The organism is Streptomyces sp. Wb2n-11 (genome assembly GCF_001049855.1).
Taxonomy (GTDB): Bacteria; Actinomycetota; Actinomycetes; order Streptomycetales; family Streptomycetaceae; genus Streptomyces; species Streptomyces altiplanensis.
Genome location: NZ_CVPB01000001.1, coordinates 798,630 through 812,910, shown reverse-complemented (window position 1 = coordinate 812,910; position 14,281 = coordinate 798,630). Strand labels below are relative to the sequence as shown.

Below are 14,281 nucleotides of genomic sequence, written 5' to 3'. Positions count from 1 at the left end.
AGACCGCGGAGGCGGTCTCCGCCACCGGCACCCCGGCCCGCACCGGAGGCGGACCACCCCCGTCCCGGTGGCCGGGAAGTCCGGCCCCGCCGGCGAAAGCTTGAGGAGAGCGCGCGATGACGGACGGCGAGCCGAAGGGATTCGACCTGGCGGGGCTCCTCGCCGAACGCGGGGCCGAGCGCTACGAGCTGCACGCCAGGCACCTGAACCACCAGCTGCCGCGCATGCTGCGCACCATCGGCTTCGACAAGGTCTACGAGCGCGCCGAGGGCGCCTACTTCTGGGACGCGGAAGGCAACGACTACCTCGACATGCTCGCGGGCTTCGGCGTGATGGGCCTCGGCCGGCACCATCCCGTCGTACGCAAGGCGCTGCACGACGTCCTCGACGCCTCGCTCGCCGACCTGACACGCTTCGACTGCCAGCCGCTCCCCGGACTGCTCGCCGAGAAGCTGCTCACCCACAGCCCGCACCTGGACCGGGTGTTCTTCGGCAACAGCGGCACGGAGGCCGTCGAGACCGCGCTGAAGTTCGCCCGGTACGCGACGGGCAGGCCCAGGATCCTGTACTGCGCCCACGCCTTCCACGGCCTGACCACGGGCTCGCTGTCGGTGAACGGCGAGGCGGGCTTCCGGGACGGATTCGCTCCGCTGCTGCCCGACACCGCGATCGGGCTCGGCGACCTGGACGCCCTGGAGCGGGAGCTGAAGCGGGGCGACGTGGCCGGCTTCGTCGTCGAGCCGATCCAGGGAAAGGGCGTGCACGAGTCCCCGCCGGGGTTCCTGCGCGCCGCGCAGGAGCTGCTCCACCGTCACAAGGCGCTGCTGATCGCCGACGAGGTGCAGACGGGCCTGGGCCGGACCGGAGACTTCTACGCGTACCAGCACGAGGAGGGGGTGGAGCCGGATCTGCTGTGCGTCGCGAAGGCGCTCTCGGGCGGCTACGTCCCGGTCGGTGCGACCCTCGGCAAGGACTGGATCTTCAAACGCGTCTACTCCTCCATGGACCGGGTCCTGGTCCACTCGGCCAGTTTCGGATCCAACGCCCAGGCCATGGCGGCGGGCCTCGCCGTTCTCACGGTGATGGAGGACGAGGAGATCGTCGCGAACGCCCGGCGCTCGGGCGACCTGCTGCGCGAGCGGCTGACCGCGCTCGTCGGCCGCTACGAGCTGCTGCACGACGTGCGCGGACGCGGCCTCATGATCGGCATCGAGTTCGGCCGGCCCGGCTCGCTGAAACTGCGCAGCCGCTGGACCGTGCTCCAGGCCGCCCGCAAAGGACTCTTCGCGCAGATGGTCGTCGTGCCGCTGCTCCAGAAGCACCGCATCCTCACCCAGGTCTCCGGCGACCACCTCGAAGTGATCAAGCTGATTCCGCCGCTGATCGTGGGGGAGAAGGAGGTGGACCGCTTCGTCGGCGCGTTCACCGCGGTGATGGACGACGCCCACAGCGGCGGCGGCCTGATGTGGGACTTCGGCAGGACGCTCGTGAAGCAGGCCGTGGCCAACCGGTAATTTTGCCTCTGAGGCAAAATGTTTGCCTCTGAGGCAATACCTCTGGCCCAATGGAGGCATGACCCCCCGGCCCGAAGAGACGGCCGAAGGACTGCCTTCGGTCGCACCACGCCTGCGCGACCTGCGCCGCCGCAGCGGCCTCACCCTGGAGGCGGCCGCGCGCCGCGCCGCTCTCTCACCCGCCCACCTGTCCCGTCTGGAGACGGGACAGCGCCAGCCCTCGCTGCCGATGCTGCTCACGCTGGCCCGTGTCTACGGTACGACGGTGTCCGCGCTCCTCGGCGAGACGCCGGGCGAGTGGGACGCCGTACTGCGCGCGGACGAGGCGCAGCCGCGGGAGGCCGACGGCTGGACGTACCACCGGGCCGGCGGCCCGGGGCGGGCCATGCAGGCGCTGCGGGTGCACGTGCCGTACGGCGCGCAGGGGGACCTGGTGAGGGTCCACCCCGGTGAGGAGTGGCTGTACGTGCTGTCGGGGCCCCTGCGCCTGGTGCTCGGCGAGAGCGTCCACCGGCTCGATGCCGGAGACAGCGCGCACTTCGACTCGCTGACCCCGCACCGCATCGCGGCCGCCTCCCCGGACGGGGCCGACCTGCTGTTCGTCCACACCTTGCTGCAGAGCGCCACCGCCGCGCTGTGCCTCCCCCAGGAGACCTGAGATGCCGGAAGACAAGACCACAGCCCGCCGCTTCGTGGAGGACAGGATCCCCAGAGGCCTGGCGATCCGCGTCTTCGTGTACGTCGTCGCGGGCCACCTCTTCGCGGCCTTCGTCTACCTGCTCTTCACGCTCGGCGGCTCACGCTGACACCGGCTGCGCTCAGCTCTCGTCGAGCAGGCGCACCCGCAGCCGCTCGCGGATCCCGGGGGTGACGTTCAGCCCCTCCGCGAGGTAGCGGTCGGTGGTGCCCCAGGTCTCCTCGATCGTCTCGAAGGCCGCGGCCAGGTACTCCGCGCGGGCCTCGAAGAGCGGGTTGAGCAGCTCCATCACCTCGGAGGACATCCCGGCGGGCGAGTTGTCGCTGCGGTGCACCTTGTAGCGGCGGTGCGGGTCGTTCGACTTCAGGTAGTCGGCCTCGATGGCGTCGCGCTCGACACCGACCGCGAGCAGGGTCACGGCTATCGACAGGCCCGCGCGGTCCTTGCCCGCCGCGCAGTGCATCAGCGCGGGGACGCTGTCCTCGGCGAGAGCGTGCAGCACCCGGCTGTGCTCGGCCGTACGCCCCCTGACGATCTCCCGGTACGTCGCCGACATCCGGTCGGCGCCCTTGTCGTCCGAGAGGATCTCGCGCAGCTCGTCGAGGTTCCCGTCGCGGACCATCTTCCAGAACACGGCGCCGTCGGCCGGGTCCGTCAGCGGCAGATTCACATTGCGCACACCCGGCAGCTCGATGTCCGGGCCCTCCAGCTTCTGGTCCGCCTCGTTGCGGAAGTCGAAGACCGTGTGGAGGCCCAGCGAACCGAGGAACGCCGCGTCGGCGGCGGTGGCGTGTGCCAGGTGGCCGCTGCGGAAAAGCACTCCGTGCCGGACCCGCCGCCCGTCCACGGTCGGCAGACCGCCCACGTCACGGAAGTTGCGCACCGCGGCAAGCTCGGGCTCGGGCTCTGTCGACGGGACCTGCGGCAGCTGCTGTGTCACGTGGGCTCCTGAAGTCTGCCGTCGGCGCTGCTCGCCGACTTCGGCGCGTTTCGACGATACGACATGGGTACCTGGGGCAAGCATCTCGGCCGTCGCCGTGCGGGCGTTGCCCCGGGGCGGCAGGACGGCCAAGATGTTCGCACCTGTGCCGATCCGAGGGGACTGCATGATCGAGACCGGCGGCAACGGCCGTACCTGGCTGCTCTCCGGAGCGGCCGGCAGCTACGCGCTGCACCTCACGGACCGGGACGAACTGGTCCATCTGCACTGGGGGCCACGCATCTCCCTCGCCGACGCCGAGTCCCTCGCCGCCGAACCTCCACCGCCCTACTGGCCGTTCGAGTCGCAGCTCGACGGGCGCGAGGAGTACCCCGTCGAGGGCGGGCCCCGCTTCGTGCGCCCCGCCCTGTCCGTGCGTACGCCCGAGGTGCGCGGCACCGAGTGGCTCTACGACGGCTCCAGCGCGGCGGGCGACGAACTGCGGCTGCGCTTCACCGACCCCGTGCACCACCTCGGCCTCACCCTGCACTACCGGATGCGCGAGGACTCCGACGTCGTCGAGCGGTGGGCCACCGTCGCACACGAGGGGCCGGCCGGCGCCCCCGCCCTGGAGCTGCTGCGGGCCGACGCCGCCGCCTGGACGCTGCCCCGGCGCGAGCGGTGGCGGCTGAGCCAGCTGCACGGCCGGTGGGCGGCCGAGTCCCGGCTCGTACGCTCCGCGCTCACCCCCGGCGAGAAGATCCTGGGCAGTCGCCGCGGCCACACCGGGCACCAGCACCTGCCGTGGGTCGCGCTCGACGCGGAGGGCGCGGCCGAGGAGAGCGGCGAGGTGTACGGCTGCGCGCTCGGCTGGTCCGGGTCGTGGCGCATCGCCGTACAGCAACTGCCCGACGGCACCGTGCAGATCACCGGCGGGGCCGGGCACGACGAATCGGGTCTGCTGCGGCTGGCGCCCGGCGGAACGTACACCACACCCGTCTTCGCGGGGCTGTGGAGCGAGGGCGGGTTCGGCGGCGCGAGCCGTGCCTGGCACGCCTGGCAGCTCGCGCACGTCGTCCCCGGCGCGGACCGCGAGCGGCCCGTCCTCTACAACTCCTGGGAGGCGACCGGCTTCGACATCTCCGAGGAACAGCAGCGCGTCCTCGCGCGGCGGGCCGCCGACATCGGCGTGGAGCTGTTCGTCGTGGACGACGCCTGGTTCGGCGCCCGGACCAGTGACCGCGCCGGGCTCGGCGACTGGACGCCGAACCCGGACCGCTTCCCCGGCGGGCTGGGGCCGCTCGCGGACGAAGTGCACGGCCTGGGCATGCGGTTCGGGATCTGGGTCGAGCCGGAGATGGTGAACGCGGACAGTGACCTGTACCGGGCGCACCCCGACTGGGTGCAGCACCATCCCGGCCGCACCCGTACCGAGTTCCGCAACCAGCTCGTCCTCAACCTCGCGCGCGGCGACGTCCAGGCGTACCTCTGGGACCAGCTCCACGGGCTGCTGTCGAGCGCTCCCGTCGACTACGTGAAGTGGGACTTCAACCGCTGCTTCACCGACGCGGGCTGGCCGGGCGAACCGTACCCGCAGAAGCTGTGGACCGAGCATGTGCACGCGCTGTACGCGCTCCTCGACCGGCTGCGGGCCGCGCATCCGGACGTCGCCTTCGAGTCCTGTTCGGGGGCGGCGGCCGGATCGACCTCGGGATTCTCTCCCGTACCGACCAGGTGTGGACCTCCGACAACACCGACCCGCTGGACCGGCTCGCCATCCAGCACGGCTTCAGCCAGCTGCACCCGGCGCGGGCGATGGCCGCCTGGGTCACCGACAGCCCCAACACGCAGCTCAACGGGCGGGTCAGCTCGCTGCGCTTCCGCTTCGTGAGCGCGATGGCGGGGGTGCTCGGCATCGGCGGCGACCTGGCCGGGTGGAGCGAGGACGAGATCGCCGAGGCGCGCGAGTGGGTGGACCTGTACAAGGAGATCCGGCCGGTCGTGCAGCACGGCGAGCTGTACCGGCTGCGGGCGCCCGAGGGCGGGCTCAGCGCGGTCCAGTACGTACGCGGGGACGACACCGTCGTCCTCGCCTGGCTCCAGGCCCAGCACTACGGCGAGCAGCAGCCTCCGCTGCGCCTGCGCGGGCTCGACCCGGACGCGGCGTACGCCTGCCTCGACACCTCGGCCGTGCACCGGGGTTCCGTACTGCTCCACCGGGGACTGCGCACCGCGCTGCGCGGTGACCTCGATGCCGCGGTCTTCCGGCTGAGGAGGGTCTGAGCCCTGTTCCTCCCCGCTCCTCCATGTTCTTCCCGCGCCCTTCCCGCTTCCCCTTCCCGACCCTTGCGGTCCACGGTCGGGGAGATGGGTTGCATTTGGGGTGAAACGGACGATTCTGGGGCAACTTCCCTTGTAGGGCCGGGAAATGGCAGAGGCCGCTGGTGAGCAGGATCATATTCGTGACAGTGCGTGGCGAAGCTCCGGGTGCAAATGCCGGTTCACGGGCGGTGCGTAAAGATCCGTAATCCACGGAGGGTGACGGGAATTCCGTGGTGAATTCCCGTCAGGCAATGCCCGTGTGAATGGACTGGCTTGTACGGGGGACCCCCGTCGGCTTACGGTCACCGCAATCCGGGTGGACCGCCGAATCCTGCCACCTCCCGGAATCCGCACTCACTCACTCACGCGTTGGCAGGAGCGGGGGACCCAGGTAAGTACGCCGGTGATCCGGACGTCTCGTGCGTCCGGACCGGCTTGGGGTGAAGTCGCGCAGCAGCGCGGCCGGGCATCTCCAGCCCGAACCCGACAGCTCACCTCGTAGGCGCCGGAGAGGAATGTTCCATGCCCGCAAAGGGTAAGCACCGCCGCCCGAGGTCCAACTCGATCACTCGCGGAATTGTCGCCGCGGGAGCGGGCGGAGCCGTACTCGCACTTCCCCTGATCACCGCCACCGGTGCGAACGCCGCGGAGAAGGCCGCAGCCCCGGCCGCCGCGTCCGCCGCCGCGGTGTCCGAGAAGGCGACGCCGCAGAAGAAGACCAGCACCAAGATCTACTCCGTGGTCTCCGGGGACTACCTGTCGAAGATCGCCGAAGAGCAGAACGTGCGCGGTGGCTGGCAGAAGCTGTACGAGGACAACCGTGAGGTCGTCGGCGGCAACCCCTCGCTGATCCTGCCGGGCATGGAGCTGACCATCGGCGCCAAGGCGTCGGCGCCCGCGAAGCAGGCCCCGGCGAAGCAGGCCCCGGCGAAGCAGGCGAAGCCTGCGGCCGAGGCTCCTGCCGCGCCCAAGGCCGAGGCCGCCGCTCCCAAGGCCGAGGCCAAGACCGAGGCCAAGGCCGAGGAGTCCACTTCCGTGAACTCCGCCTCCGCCGCCCAGAGCACCGGATCCGGCTTCACCGCCCCGGTCTCCGCGAGCGTCACCACCCCGTACCGCGCCGCCGGCGGCAGCTGGTCCAGTGGCTACCACACGGGCGTCGACTTCGCCGCGGCCAGCGGCACCCCGGTCAAGGCCGTCGGTGCCGGCACCGTCGTCTCCGCGGGCTGGAGCGGCTCGTACGGCAACGAGGTCGTCATCAAGCACGACGACGGCCGGTACTCGCAGTACGCCCACCTGTCCTCGCTGTCCGTCTCCTCCGGCCAGAGCGTCGGCGGCGGCACACAGATAGGCCTCTCCGGCTCCACGGGCAACTCGACCGGCCCGCACCTGCACTTCGAGATCCGGACCGGCCCGAGCTACGGCTCGGACGTCGACCCGCTGGCCTACCTGCGCGGCCACGGCGTCACCGTCTGATCCCTCCCGGGTCGGCCTGAACGCTCCTGTACGCCCCCTTCCGCCGCCCGCACCGGGCGGCGGAAGGGGGCGTATGCGCATTTTTTGGTCTATTCCGGGTTGGACAAAGCTTGACCGGTGTCCTATATCACCCCACGTCAACCCCTCCCTACGGTGGCGTAGGTCACTCATTCCGGTGAAGGATGTGCCGACGTGGCAGACGATTCGAGATCATTCAGCGCAGGCACCATCGGGTCGTACGCGGCGATCGGCGACAGCTTCACCGAAGGCGTCGGAGATCCCGGACCCGACGGTGCGTTCATCGGCTGGGCCGACCGGCTCGCCGTACTCCTCGACGACCGCGTACCCGAGCACACGTTCCGCTACGCCAACCTCGCCGTACGCGGCCGTCTCCTCGACCAGATCGTGGCGGAGCAGGTCCCGCGCGCGAAGGCGCTCGCACCCGACCTGGTGAGCTTCTGCGCCGGCGGCAACGACATCCTCCGGCCCGGCAGCGACCCCGACGACGTCGCCGAGCGCTTCGAGCGGGCCGTGGCCGACCTCGCCGGCGCCGTGGGCACCGTGATGGTGACCACCGGCTTCGACACGCGCACCATGCCCGTGCTGCGTCATCTGCGCGGCAAGATCGCGACGTACACGGCGCACGTACGGGCGGTCGCCGACCGGTACGGCTGCCCGGTGCTCGACCTGTGGTCGCTCAAGTCCATCCAGGACCGGCGCGCCTGGGACGGCGACCGGCTGCACCTCTCGCCCGAGGGCCACACCCGGGTGGCGCTGCGCGCCGCGCAGGTGCTCGGGCTCGACGTCCCGGCCGACCCGGACCAGGCGTGGCCGCCGATGGCGCCGCGCGGCGTGCTGGAGGTGCGCCGGGACAACATCCAGTGGGCGCGGGAGCACCTGGTGCCGTGGATCGGGCGCCGGCTGCGCGGGGAGTCCTCAGGTGACCACGTCGAGGCGAAGCGGCCCGACCTGCTGCCCTTGTGAGAGGGCGGCAGGTGCGCCGGGGACGCGTTCCAGGACGCCGCCCGCGAACACGTCGTACAGCGGCAGCGTCTCCAGGTGGACGTAGCCGATGTGGCAGTCGCAGACGGCGAGGGGGCAGGCACGCGGACGCAGTGCCTGCCGGTACGAGCCGTCGTAGAGGTTGCCGAGCTCGGCGCGCACGAAGTGGCAGCGGCGCACCGTGCCCTCGCCGTCCACCGAGATCACCGATTCGCCGGTCCGGCAGGGCAGACCGGCGGAGCGGTGCGGGTGGCGGCTGTACGGGAAGAGGGGGTCCAGAGCCGTCCAGTGTCCGGCCTCCTCGTCCGTGTAGGTGCGGCCCTCGGCCGCGTTGACCCACAGGTAGACCTCGGAGGGGAGCGCGGCGCGCAGCCTGCGCGCCTCTTCGAGGTGCTCGGGGAAGCCGACCACGCCGACGCTGAACCGCACGCCGCGGACGGTCAGTTCGCGGCACTTGGCGAGGAAACGGCCGTACGGTGTCTGCCCCGGGTGGTACGTGCACCACAGCGCGAGCGTGCCGAGGTCGGCGCCTGCTTCGGTGAGCCAGTCGGTGCGGCAGCTGAGGTTGGTCTGGATGGCGACGCGCCGGACGTGCGGCATGCGGGACAGCTCGGTGAGGGCGCGGCGGTACCAGGAGCGGACCAGGCCCTCGCCCCACGGGGTGAGGAGCACCGAGAGGCGGTCGCCGTTCGTCTGCGCGGCGGCCCACTCGGTGAAGCGCTCCAGCGCGGCGCGGTCGGCGCGCAACTGCTCGCGGCTGTCGCGGCGCTTGGCGAACGGGCAGTACGGACAGTCGTAGTCGCAGGAGGCGAGCGGGCCGCGGTAGAGGATCGTCAGGTCCATGGCCGGGCTCACTTCGGTTCGTACGCGGCCATGGCGGCCCGTACGGAGTCGGAGAAGAGTTCCGGGCCGAGCGCGTCGGAGTACGCGAGGCCGTCGGCGGACAGCCGGAGCAGGTCCTTCGGCTCCATGGCCGGGCTCACTTCGGTTCGTACGCGGCCATGGCGGCCCGTACGGAGTCGGAGAAGAGTTCCGGGCCGAGCGCGTCGGAGTACGCGAGGCCGTCGGCGGACAGCCGGAGCAGGTCCTTCGGCGCGCCGTCGTCGAGCCAGCCGCGGGCGGCGAAGCGGCCGAGTTCGGCGGGGAAGTCGTCGGCCGGCGCCGTGCCGAACCGCTCGGCGTAGTCCGTCAGGCGCATGCCCCCGGCCTGGAGGAGCGACTGGAGCAGATGGCGGCGGCGTGCCTCGTCGGCGTCGACGTACCGGCCCACCTCGGCACGGGAGAAGTCCCCGGTGGCGGTGTAGTCGTCGATGATCTTGCGGACCTCGCGCATGTCGACGGCGTAGTCGAAGGAGTAGTGGAGCGCGGAGGTGTACGAACGGGCTCCGCAGCCGAGGCCGATCATGCCGTCGGTCTGGCAGGCGTAGTCGTCGGCCGCCTGCTCCGGAGCGTCCGCGCGGCGGAACATGCGCATCGAGACCTGCTCGTAGCCGTGGGCGAGGAGGTGGTCCCGGCCCTGGCGGTAGAGGCGCAGGCGCTGGGTGTCCCAGGCGGCGTCGGCCTCGGCGCCGAGCCGGCCGAGGCCGGTGAGCGGGCGTACGTACAGGGGGTAGAGGTAGAGCTCCTCGGGCCGCCAGGCGAGCGCCGCGTCGAGCGACGTGCGCCAGGTCTCGGCGGTCTGGCCCTCGATGCCGTAGATGAGGTCGATGTTGAGGACCGGGATGCGGGCGTCGCGGACGGCGGCGAGGGCCGTCTCGACGTCCGCGCGGCGCTGGGGGCGCACGGCCGCGCGGGCTTCGGAATCCACGAAGCTCTGGACGCCGAGGCTGAGGCGGGTCGTGCCGCGGGCGGCGAGAACAGTGAGGCGGTCGGGGGTCGCGGTGGCCGGGGAGGCCTCGACGGACAGGGGCACGGCGCCGAGGTCCGCGCCCATCCGCTTCTCGGCGATGTCGCAGAGCCGTTCGAGCTCACCGGGGTCGAGGAAGGTGGGGGTGCCGCCGCCGAAGGCCGCGGCGGCGAAGTGGACGCCGCCGTCACCGAGGGCGTCGCGGACGGCGGTCGCCTGCCGATCGAGCGCGTCGAGGTAGCGGCCGGTCAGTTCACCGGGGGCGCCGATCCGGGTGAAGAGGTTGCAGAAGCCGCAGCGGACCTCGCAGAACGGTATGTGGAGGTAGAGGGAAAGGGCGTTCTTGGGTTCGTCCGCCCAGAGGCCGCGGAGGGAGGGGCGGTTCTCCAGCCCGCGGTACGCCGTCTTGTGCGGGTAGGCGTAGACGTAATCCTGGTAGGGGCGGGGCGTTGTGGTGCTCATCGGGTGGCCCCTTGGTCGAGGGTGAAGTGGGCGTAGGGGACGGTCCAGACGGCCTCGTGGCCGAGGCGGTGGCCGGTGTAGCCGTCGTCGCCGTACGCCGTTCCGTGGTCGGAACAGACGATGGCGAAGCAGGGGCGGCGGCTGCTCGCGGCGGCGAACAGACGGCCGATGTGCCGGTCGACGTACTCCAGGGCCGCCGCGTGGGTGGCGCGCGAGTCACCCGCCTCGCGGGTGGCGCCGGGCAGGTGGAACCAGTTCGGCTGGTGCAGCGCGGAGACGTTGACGAACAGGAACAGCCGCTGGTCCGCCGGGAGCCCGGCGACGACCCGCTCGGCCCGGCCGACCTGATCCTCGAAGGACGTGGACGACGCCACCCCGAACTCCGGCTCCCAGTGGCTCTCCTGGAACATCCCCGGCAGCACCGAGCCGAGCGGTCCCTGCCGGTCGAAGAAGCCGACACCGCCGATGCACACCGTGCGGTAGCCGGCGTCCGCGAGACCGGAGACGAGGTCGGGGGCGTCGAAGACGAAGGTGCGCTCCGCGGTGGTCTCGCTGCCCGCGAAACGCGCGGCGAACAGCCGGGGGTGGGGCCCCGGCGCGGCGGGCGTGGGCAGGAAGCCCGCGAAGATCGCCTGGTGCGAGGCGTAGGTGAAGCTGCCGGGCGCGTGCCGTTTCTCCCACGCGCCGCCGGGCAGATGGGCGGCCAGGTTCGGTATGCGGCCGGCGGCGGCGAGCTCGGCGGCGACGTCGTGGCGGAGGGTGTCGAGGGTGACGAGCAGCAGATCGTGGCTGCCGACGATCTTGTTCATGTCAGGCGATCGCATGGTGGTTCCTTGTCGTGCGCCGTACGAGGGGAGGTACGGCGCGTTGTGCTGCGCTTTGCGCAGCGCGTTGTACGGCGGCGACCTGCGCCGCGTAGGTGTCCAGGCCCTCGGCGTCGCTGCCGGGCAGCCCGGTGAGGCGCGGCAGCAGATCGCCGAACGCGTTGACCTCGCCGACGGCGAAGCGGCGCCAGCCGACGGCGGGCAGCAGATCGACACCCACACAGAGGGTGCGCGGGAAGCAGGCCGCCGCGCGCTCGCACACCTCCACGGCCTCCTCCCAGCTGCCGCCCGCCGCGGCCATGGCGGCCCGGGCCTCGTCGAGGTCCCCGCGCGCGCCGCCGAGATGGAGGTTGGTCATGGGGGAGCGGCTGGTCCGTACGACGGCGTGCGTGGCCCTGCCGCCGACCACGACGACCCGCAGGTCGGCGGCCCGGCCCCGCTGGGCGGCCTTGGGCATCCAGCGTTCGATGTGGAGGCCGTCCGGTGCGAGCGCGTCCACGATCGCCGCGATCTCGCCTTCGGCCGTACAGCGGCGTACCCGCAGGGAGTTGAAGAGCCGTCCCCGCGGATCGCGTTCCACGGAGGTGGTGGCCCGCACCCGGCCGGGGCCCGCCGTCTCGACGGCCAGCACACCGGAGGCCGACGAGCCGTGCGCGAGCTTGACGAAGGCACGCGGCATACGGTGCGCGCGCAGCAGCTCGCGTACGTCCGGCCAGCCGCGTACGCCCGGTGCCGTGGCCCCGGAGGTGGGCGAAGGCGGCACGGGAACGCCCGCGCCGTGCAGCACGGCATGACACAGCCGCTTGTCGAACAGCACCGCCAGCTCGTCGGGGTCGTCGAGCAGGGTGCAGTCCGCCGCAGCCCGGCCCACTTCCCGTACGGCCCCGGTGAACCGCTCGTACCAGCGAGCCGATCCCTCCACCCGGGTGCCGTCGCCGACACCCCGCAGCAGCCGCTCGACCTCGAGGTCCTCGCCGGGCGAGTCGATCCGTACGGTCTCGCCCGGACGGAACGCGGCTCCGTTCGTGAGCACGGCCAGCCAGGGGACGACGCGTGCGGCGGGGAGTCCGGCGGCGGTCACGGCCTCCTGGAAGAGCGCGACGCGGCGGTTGGCGGGGTTGCCGACGACCGCGAAGCGCGGCCGGCGGCTGTTTCCGTCACTCGTCGACGGCGACATAGCGGAATTCGTCGTCCTCGGGGTCCCAGTGGTCGGGCCCGTCGAGGTTCAGCAGCACGCCGTGCGGTTCGAGCGTCTTGCGCAGGCGCTGCTGGAGGGGCTCGGTGATGTAGTGGTGGTGCAGGTCCAGTTCGCTCAGGTGTGTGAGCGGCTGGCCGTCGAGCAGGGCCTGCGCGCCGGTGTCGCCGAGGGTGCCCATCGACAGGGCCAGTGAGTCCAGCCGGGCGACGACGGGCGCGGCCGCCACGGCCGCCGTGATCTCGTCCTGGATCTCGCTGTTCTGTACGCCCAGGTGGCGCAGGCGCGGAAGGGCGCCGCCGGACAGCAGGGGCGCGAGGTCGGCGACCGTCGCGTCGCCGCCGTAATGCGTGACACCCAGCCACAGCTCCAGGCGCTCCAGAGCCGGCAGGCGGGAGGCGCCGACGGCCCGGACGACGGAGCCGGGCAGGCCGCCGGATTCGAAGCGCAGCGCCTTCAGCGCATCGTGGCGGACCGGCCGCAGAGCCAGCACGTCCGTGTCGGAGAGCGACTCACCGCAGCCGCGCACCACCAGCTCCTCGAGCCGCGGGAACGCCTCAAGACACGGGGTGACGTCGGTCAGCTCCAGCCAGGACACCTCGCACTCCTCGCTCGTGGCGTCGGCGAGGAAGAGGCCGCGAAGCGCAGGGAAGCGGTCCGCGTCCGCGAGGATCCGGTCCAGGGCGGGACGCAGGGGCTCGTACTCGTCGTGCCACCACGGGCCGATCACCAGGGCGCGGACCCGCGTCGAGTCGACGGAGTCGAGGAAGCGGGGCCACAGCTCGGCGAAAGGATGGTCCTCGTCCCACAGACAGTCCAGACGCCAGGCCACGGAGTCCGCGGGCGGAAGGGGCGGGGCCTGCCGGCCACCGGGCCCGGGGAGCGTGAAGACGGGGAGCCCGTGGAAGTTTTCGGGGTGTTCGATGCCGGTCATGCCCGGTCACTCCGCCACGGCGGTGTAGCGGCCCTCGGCACCGCGGTTGTCCCACGGCTCCAGACGGTCCGACAGGTCGACACTCACGCCGTGGGGCTCCAGGGCCCCGGCCACCCGCTGCGCCATTTCCTCGGAGAGGAAGTGGTGGTGCAGATCGAGGTGTTCGAGGTGGGTGAGCGGCTGGCCTTCGAGCAGCGCGGCGGCGCCCTCGTCACCGAGGGTTCCGTTCGACAGGTCGAGGGTGTCCAGCCGGGCGACGACGGGGGCCGACGCGACAGCCGCGGCGATCTCGTTCTGGATCTCGCTGTTGCGCAGCCCGAAATGGCGCAACCCCGGGAAGAGGGTGCCGGAGAGCAGCGGCGCGAGGTCGGTGATCTCGGTGTCACCGCCGTACTCGGAGACGCCGAGCCACAGATCCAGATGGTCCAGCGAGGGCAGTTCGCTCTCGGTGACGCCGCGCACGACCTGCGCCGGCAGACCGCCCGACTCGAAGACGAGCGAGCGCAGCCGCTCGTGCCGCACCGGCGGGAAACGGAGGCCCTGGCCGCCGCGCACGCCGAGTTCCAGCAGACGGGGGAAGGCGCTCAGCAGGCCCGTAACATCGGACTGTTCGATCCAGGAGATCTCGGCCTCCTCCTGGGTCAGGTCACCGACGAAGACGGCCTCCAGGGAGGTGAGCCGGTCGGCCGCGGTGATGACCAGGTTGACGGGGTAGCTCGAATCCTCCTCGTACGTCTCGCCCCACTGACCGATGATCAGTGCGCGTACCCCCGTGGGATCGACGGTCTTCAGGAACTCGCCGAACCTTTCCTCCCACGGCTCGTCCTCGTCCCCGAAGGGGTCCACGGAGATGCGCCACGCCGCGGCGTCCGCGGCGGGCAACGGCGCCGGGAGGCCGGGCCGGAAGTCGACGGCCGGGAGGCCGAGCAGTTCCTGCAGATGGTCCACACCGGACATGGCCCTGGTCTCCTGACGCTGTTGACACTGTGCGAGCGACTGACGTGCGAAAGGTTTATCAAGCGGCACTGACAATCCCGCGAGCGGGTCCGTTTTCGCAGGTCAGCAACGATTGTCAGACCCGGACCGTAACGTT

The 14,281-nt window shown here is 71.7% G+C and carries 12 protein-coding genes, 1 pseudogene and 1 riboswitch; of the genes and pseudogenes, 6 read left to right on the top strand and 7 right to left on the bottom strand.

The annotated features are described in order from the left end of the window. Window positions 1-116: 116 nt before the first annotated feature. The 3 genes from BN1555_RS03590 to BN1555_RS38825 are packed head-to-tail and all read left to right on the top strand — an operon-like array spanning window position 117 to window position 2,320. The gene (locus tag BN1555_RS03590) at window positions 117-1,514 is read left to right on the top strand and encodes an aspartate aminotransferase family protein (protein WP_093797770.1); all 1,398 of its coding nucleotides are present in this window, start codon (window positions 117-119) and stop codon (window positions 1,512-1,514) included. Between the two features lie 58 nt (window positions 1,515-1,572). Continuing rightward, window positions 1,573-2,172, top strand: a complete 600-nt coding sequence (locus BN1555_RS03585; protein ID WP_093797768.1) for a helix-turn-helix domain-containing protein — start codon at window positions 1,573-1,575, stop codon at window positions 2,170-2,172. 1 nt (window position 2,173) lies between these two features. Next, on the top strand, window positions 2,174-2,320 hold the full coding sequence (locus BN1555_RS38825) for a DUF6126 family protein (protein WP_176709941.1): 147 nt from the start codon (window positions 2,174-2,176) through the stop codon (window positions 2,318-2,320). A gap of 12 nt (window positions 2,321-2,332) precedes the next feature. Here the strand turns inward: BN1555_RS38825 and BN1555_RS03580 are convergent, their stop codons facing one another. Next, entirely contained in the window at window positions 2,333-3,151 is an 819-nt protein-coding gene (locus BN1555_RS03580; protein WP_255305855.1) for a tyrosine-protein phosphatase, read from the bottom strand. A 166-nt stretch (window positions 3,152-3,317) separates the two neighbouring features. Between BN1555_RS03580 and BN1555_RS03575 the strand changes: the two are divergent. From BN1555_RS03575 to BN1555_RS03565, 3 genes and pseudogenes are all read left to right on the top strand, one after another. Next, window positions 3,318-5,413 (top strand): annotated as a pseudogene (locus BN1555_RS03575) (alpha-galactosidase). A gap of 384 nt (window positions 5,414-5,797) precedes the next feature. Beyond that, window positions 5,798-5,972, top strand: a riboswitch (cyclic di-AMP (ydaO/yuaA leader). A 2-nt stretch (window positions 5,973-5,974) separates the two neighbouring features. Further along, entirely contained in the window at window positions 5,975-6,925 is a 951-nt protein-coding gene (locus BN1555_RS03570) for a M23 family metallopeptidase (RefSeq protein WP_093797766.1), read from the top strand. 192 nt (window positions 6,926-7,117) lie between these two features. Further along, on the top strand, window positions 7,118-7,909 hold the full coding sequence (locus tag BN1555_RS03565; RefSeq protein WP_093797764.1) for an SGNH/GDSL hydrolase family protein: 792 nt from the start codon (window positions 7,118-7,120) through the stop codon (window positions 7,907-7,909). On the opposite strand, the gene BN1555_RS03560 is transcribed toward BN1555_RS03565, so the two are convergent. The 6 genes from BN1555_RS03560 to BN1555_RS03535 all read right to left on the bottom strand — a co-directional run bounded on the left by BN1555_RS03560 (window position 7,862) and on the right by BN1555_RS03535 (window position 14,145). Beyond that, the gene (locus tag BN1555_RS03560) at window positions 7,862-8,770 is read right to left on the bottom strand and encodes an STM4011 family radical SAM protein (RefSeq protein WP_093797762.1); all 909 of its coding nucleotides are present in this window, start codon (window positions 8,768-8,770) and stop codon (window positions 7,862-7,864) included. The two genes, BN1555_RS03565 and BN1555_RS03560, sit on opposite strands and share 48 nt — an antisense overlap. 136 nt (window positions 8,771-8,906) lie before the next feature. Next, window positions 8,907-10,235, bottom strand: coding sequence for an STM4012 family radical SAM protein (locus BN1555_RS03555; protein WP_093797760.1), 1,329 nt, complete (start codon window positions 10,233-10,235; stop codon window positions 8,907-8,909). Beyond that, a complete protein-coding gene (locus BN1555_RS03550; protein WP_093797758.1) occupies window positions 10,232-11,044 on the bottom strand; it encodes an STM4013/SEN3800 family hydrolase in 813 nt (270 codons plus the stop codon). Before BN1555_RS03550 ends, BN1555_RS03555 begins: the two co-directional genes overlap by 4 nt. A 1-nt stretch (window position 11,045) precedes the next feature. Beyond that, window positions 11,046-12,236 carry an STM4014 family protein gene (locus BN1555_RS03545; RefSeq protein ID WP_093797756.1) on the bottom strand — a complete coding sequence of 397 codons (1,191 nt, stop codon included), beginning with the start codon at window positions 12,234-12,236 and terminating at the stop codon, window positions 11,046-11,048. After that, window positions 12,217-13,188 (bottom strand): STM4015 family protein, encoded by a 972-nt coding sequence (locus tag BN1555_RS03540; RefSeq protein ID WP_093797754.1) that lies wholly within the window; start codon window positions 13,186-13,188, stop codon window positions 12,217-12,219. The genes BN1555_RS03545 and BN1555_RS03540 overlap by 20 nt, the downstream gene beginning before the upstream one ends. Before the next feature lie 6 nt (window positions 13,189-13,194). Continuing rightward, the gene (locus BN1555_RS03535; protein WP_093797752.1) at window positions 13,195-14,145 is read right to left on the bottom strand and encodes an STM4015 family protein; all 951 of its coding nucleotides are present in this window, start codon (window positions 14,143-14,145) and stop codon (window positions 13,195-13,197) included. Window positions 14,146-14,281 lie beyond the last annotated feature (136 nt).

Bases quoted from the DNA above. Each gene is read 5' to 3' on its own strand.
- BN1555_RS03560 (WP_093797762.1), bottom strand. From the start codon at position 8,770: ATGGACCTGACGATCCTCTACCGCGGCCCGCTCGCCTCCTGCGACTAC.
- BN1555_RS03535 (WP_093797752.1), bottom strand. From the start codon at position 14,145: ATGTCCGGTGTGGACCATCTGCAGGAACTGCTCGGCCTCCCGGCCGTC.
- BN1555_RS03545 (WP_093797756.1), bottom strand. From the start codon at position 12,236: ATGTCGCCGTCGACGAGTGACGGAAACAGCCGCCGGCCGCGCTTCGCG.
- BN1555_RS03555 (WP_093797760.1), bottom strand. From the start codon at position 10,235: ATGAGCACCACAACGCCCCGCCCCTACCAGGATTACGTCTACGCCTAC.
- BN1555_RS03590 (WP_093797770.1), top strand. From the start codon at position 117: ATGACGGACGGCGAGCCGAAGGGATTCGACCTGGCGGGGCTCCTCGCC.
- BN1555_RS03540 (WP_093797754.1), bottom strand. From the start codon at position 13,188: ATGACCGGCATCGAACACCCCGAAAACTTCCACGGGCTCCCCGTCTTC.
- BN1555_RS03570 (WP_093797766.1), top strand. From the start codon at position 5,975: ATGCCCGCAAAGGGTAAGCACCGCCGCCCGAGGTCCAACTCGATCACT.
- BN1555_RS03585 (WP_093797768.1), top strand. From the start codon at position 1,573: ATGACCCCCCGGCCCGAAGAGACGGCCGAAGGACTGCCTTCGGTCGCA.
- BN1555_RS38825 (WP_176709941.1), top strand. From the start codon at position 2,174: ATGCCGGAAGACAAGACCACAGCCCGCCGCTTCGTGGAGGACAGGATC.
- BN1555_RS03550 (WP_093797758.1), bottom strand. From the start codon at position 11,044: ATGAACAAGATCGTCGGCAGCCACGATCTGCTGCTCGTCACCCTCGAC.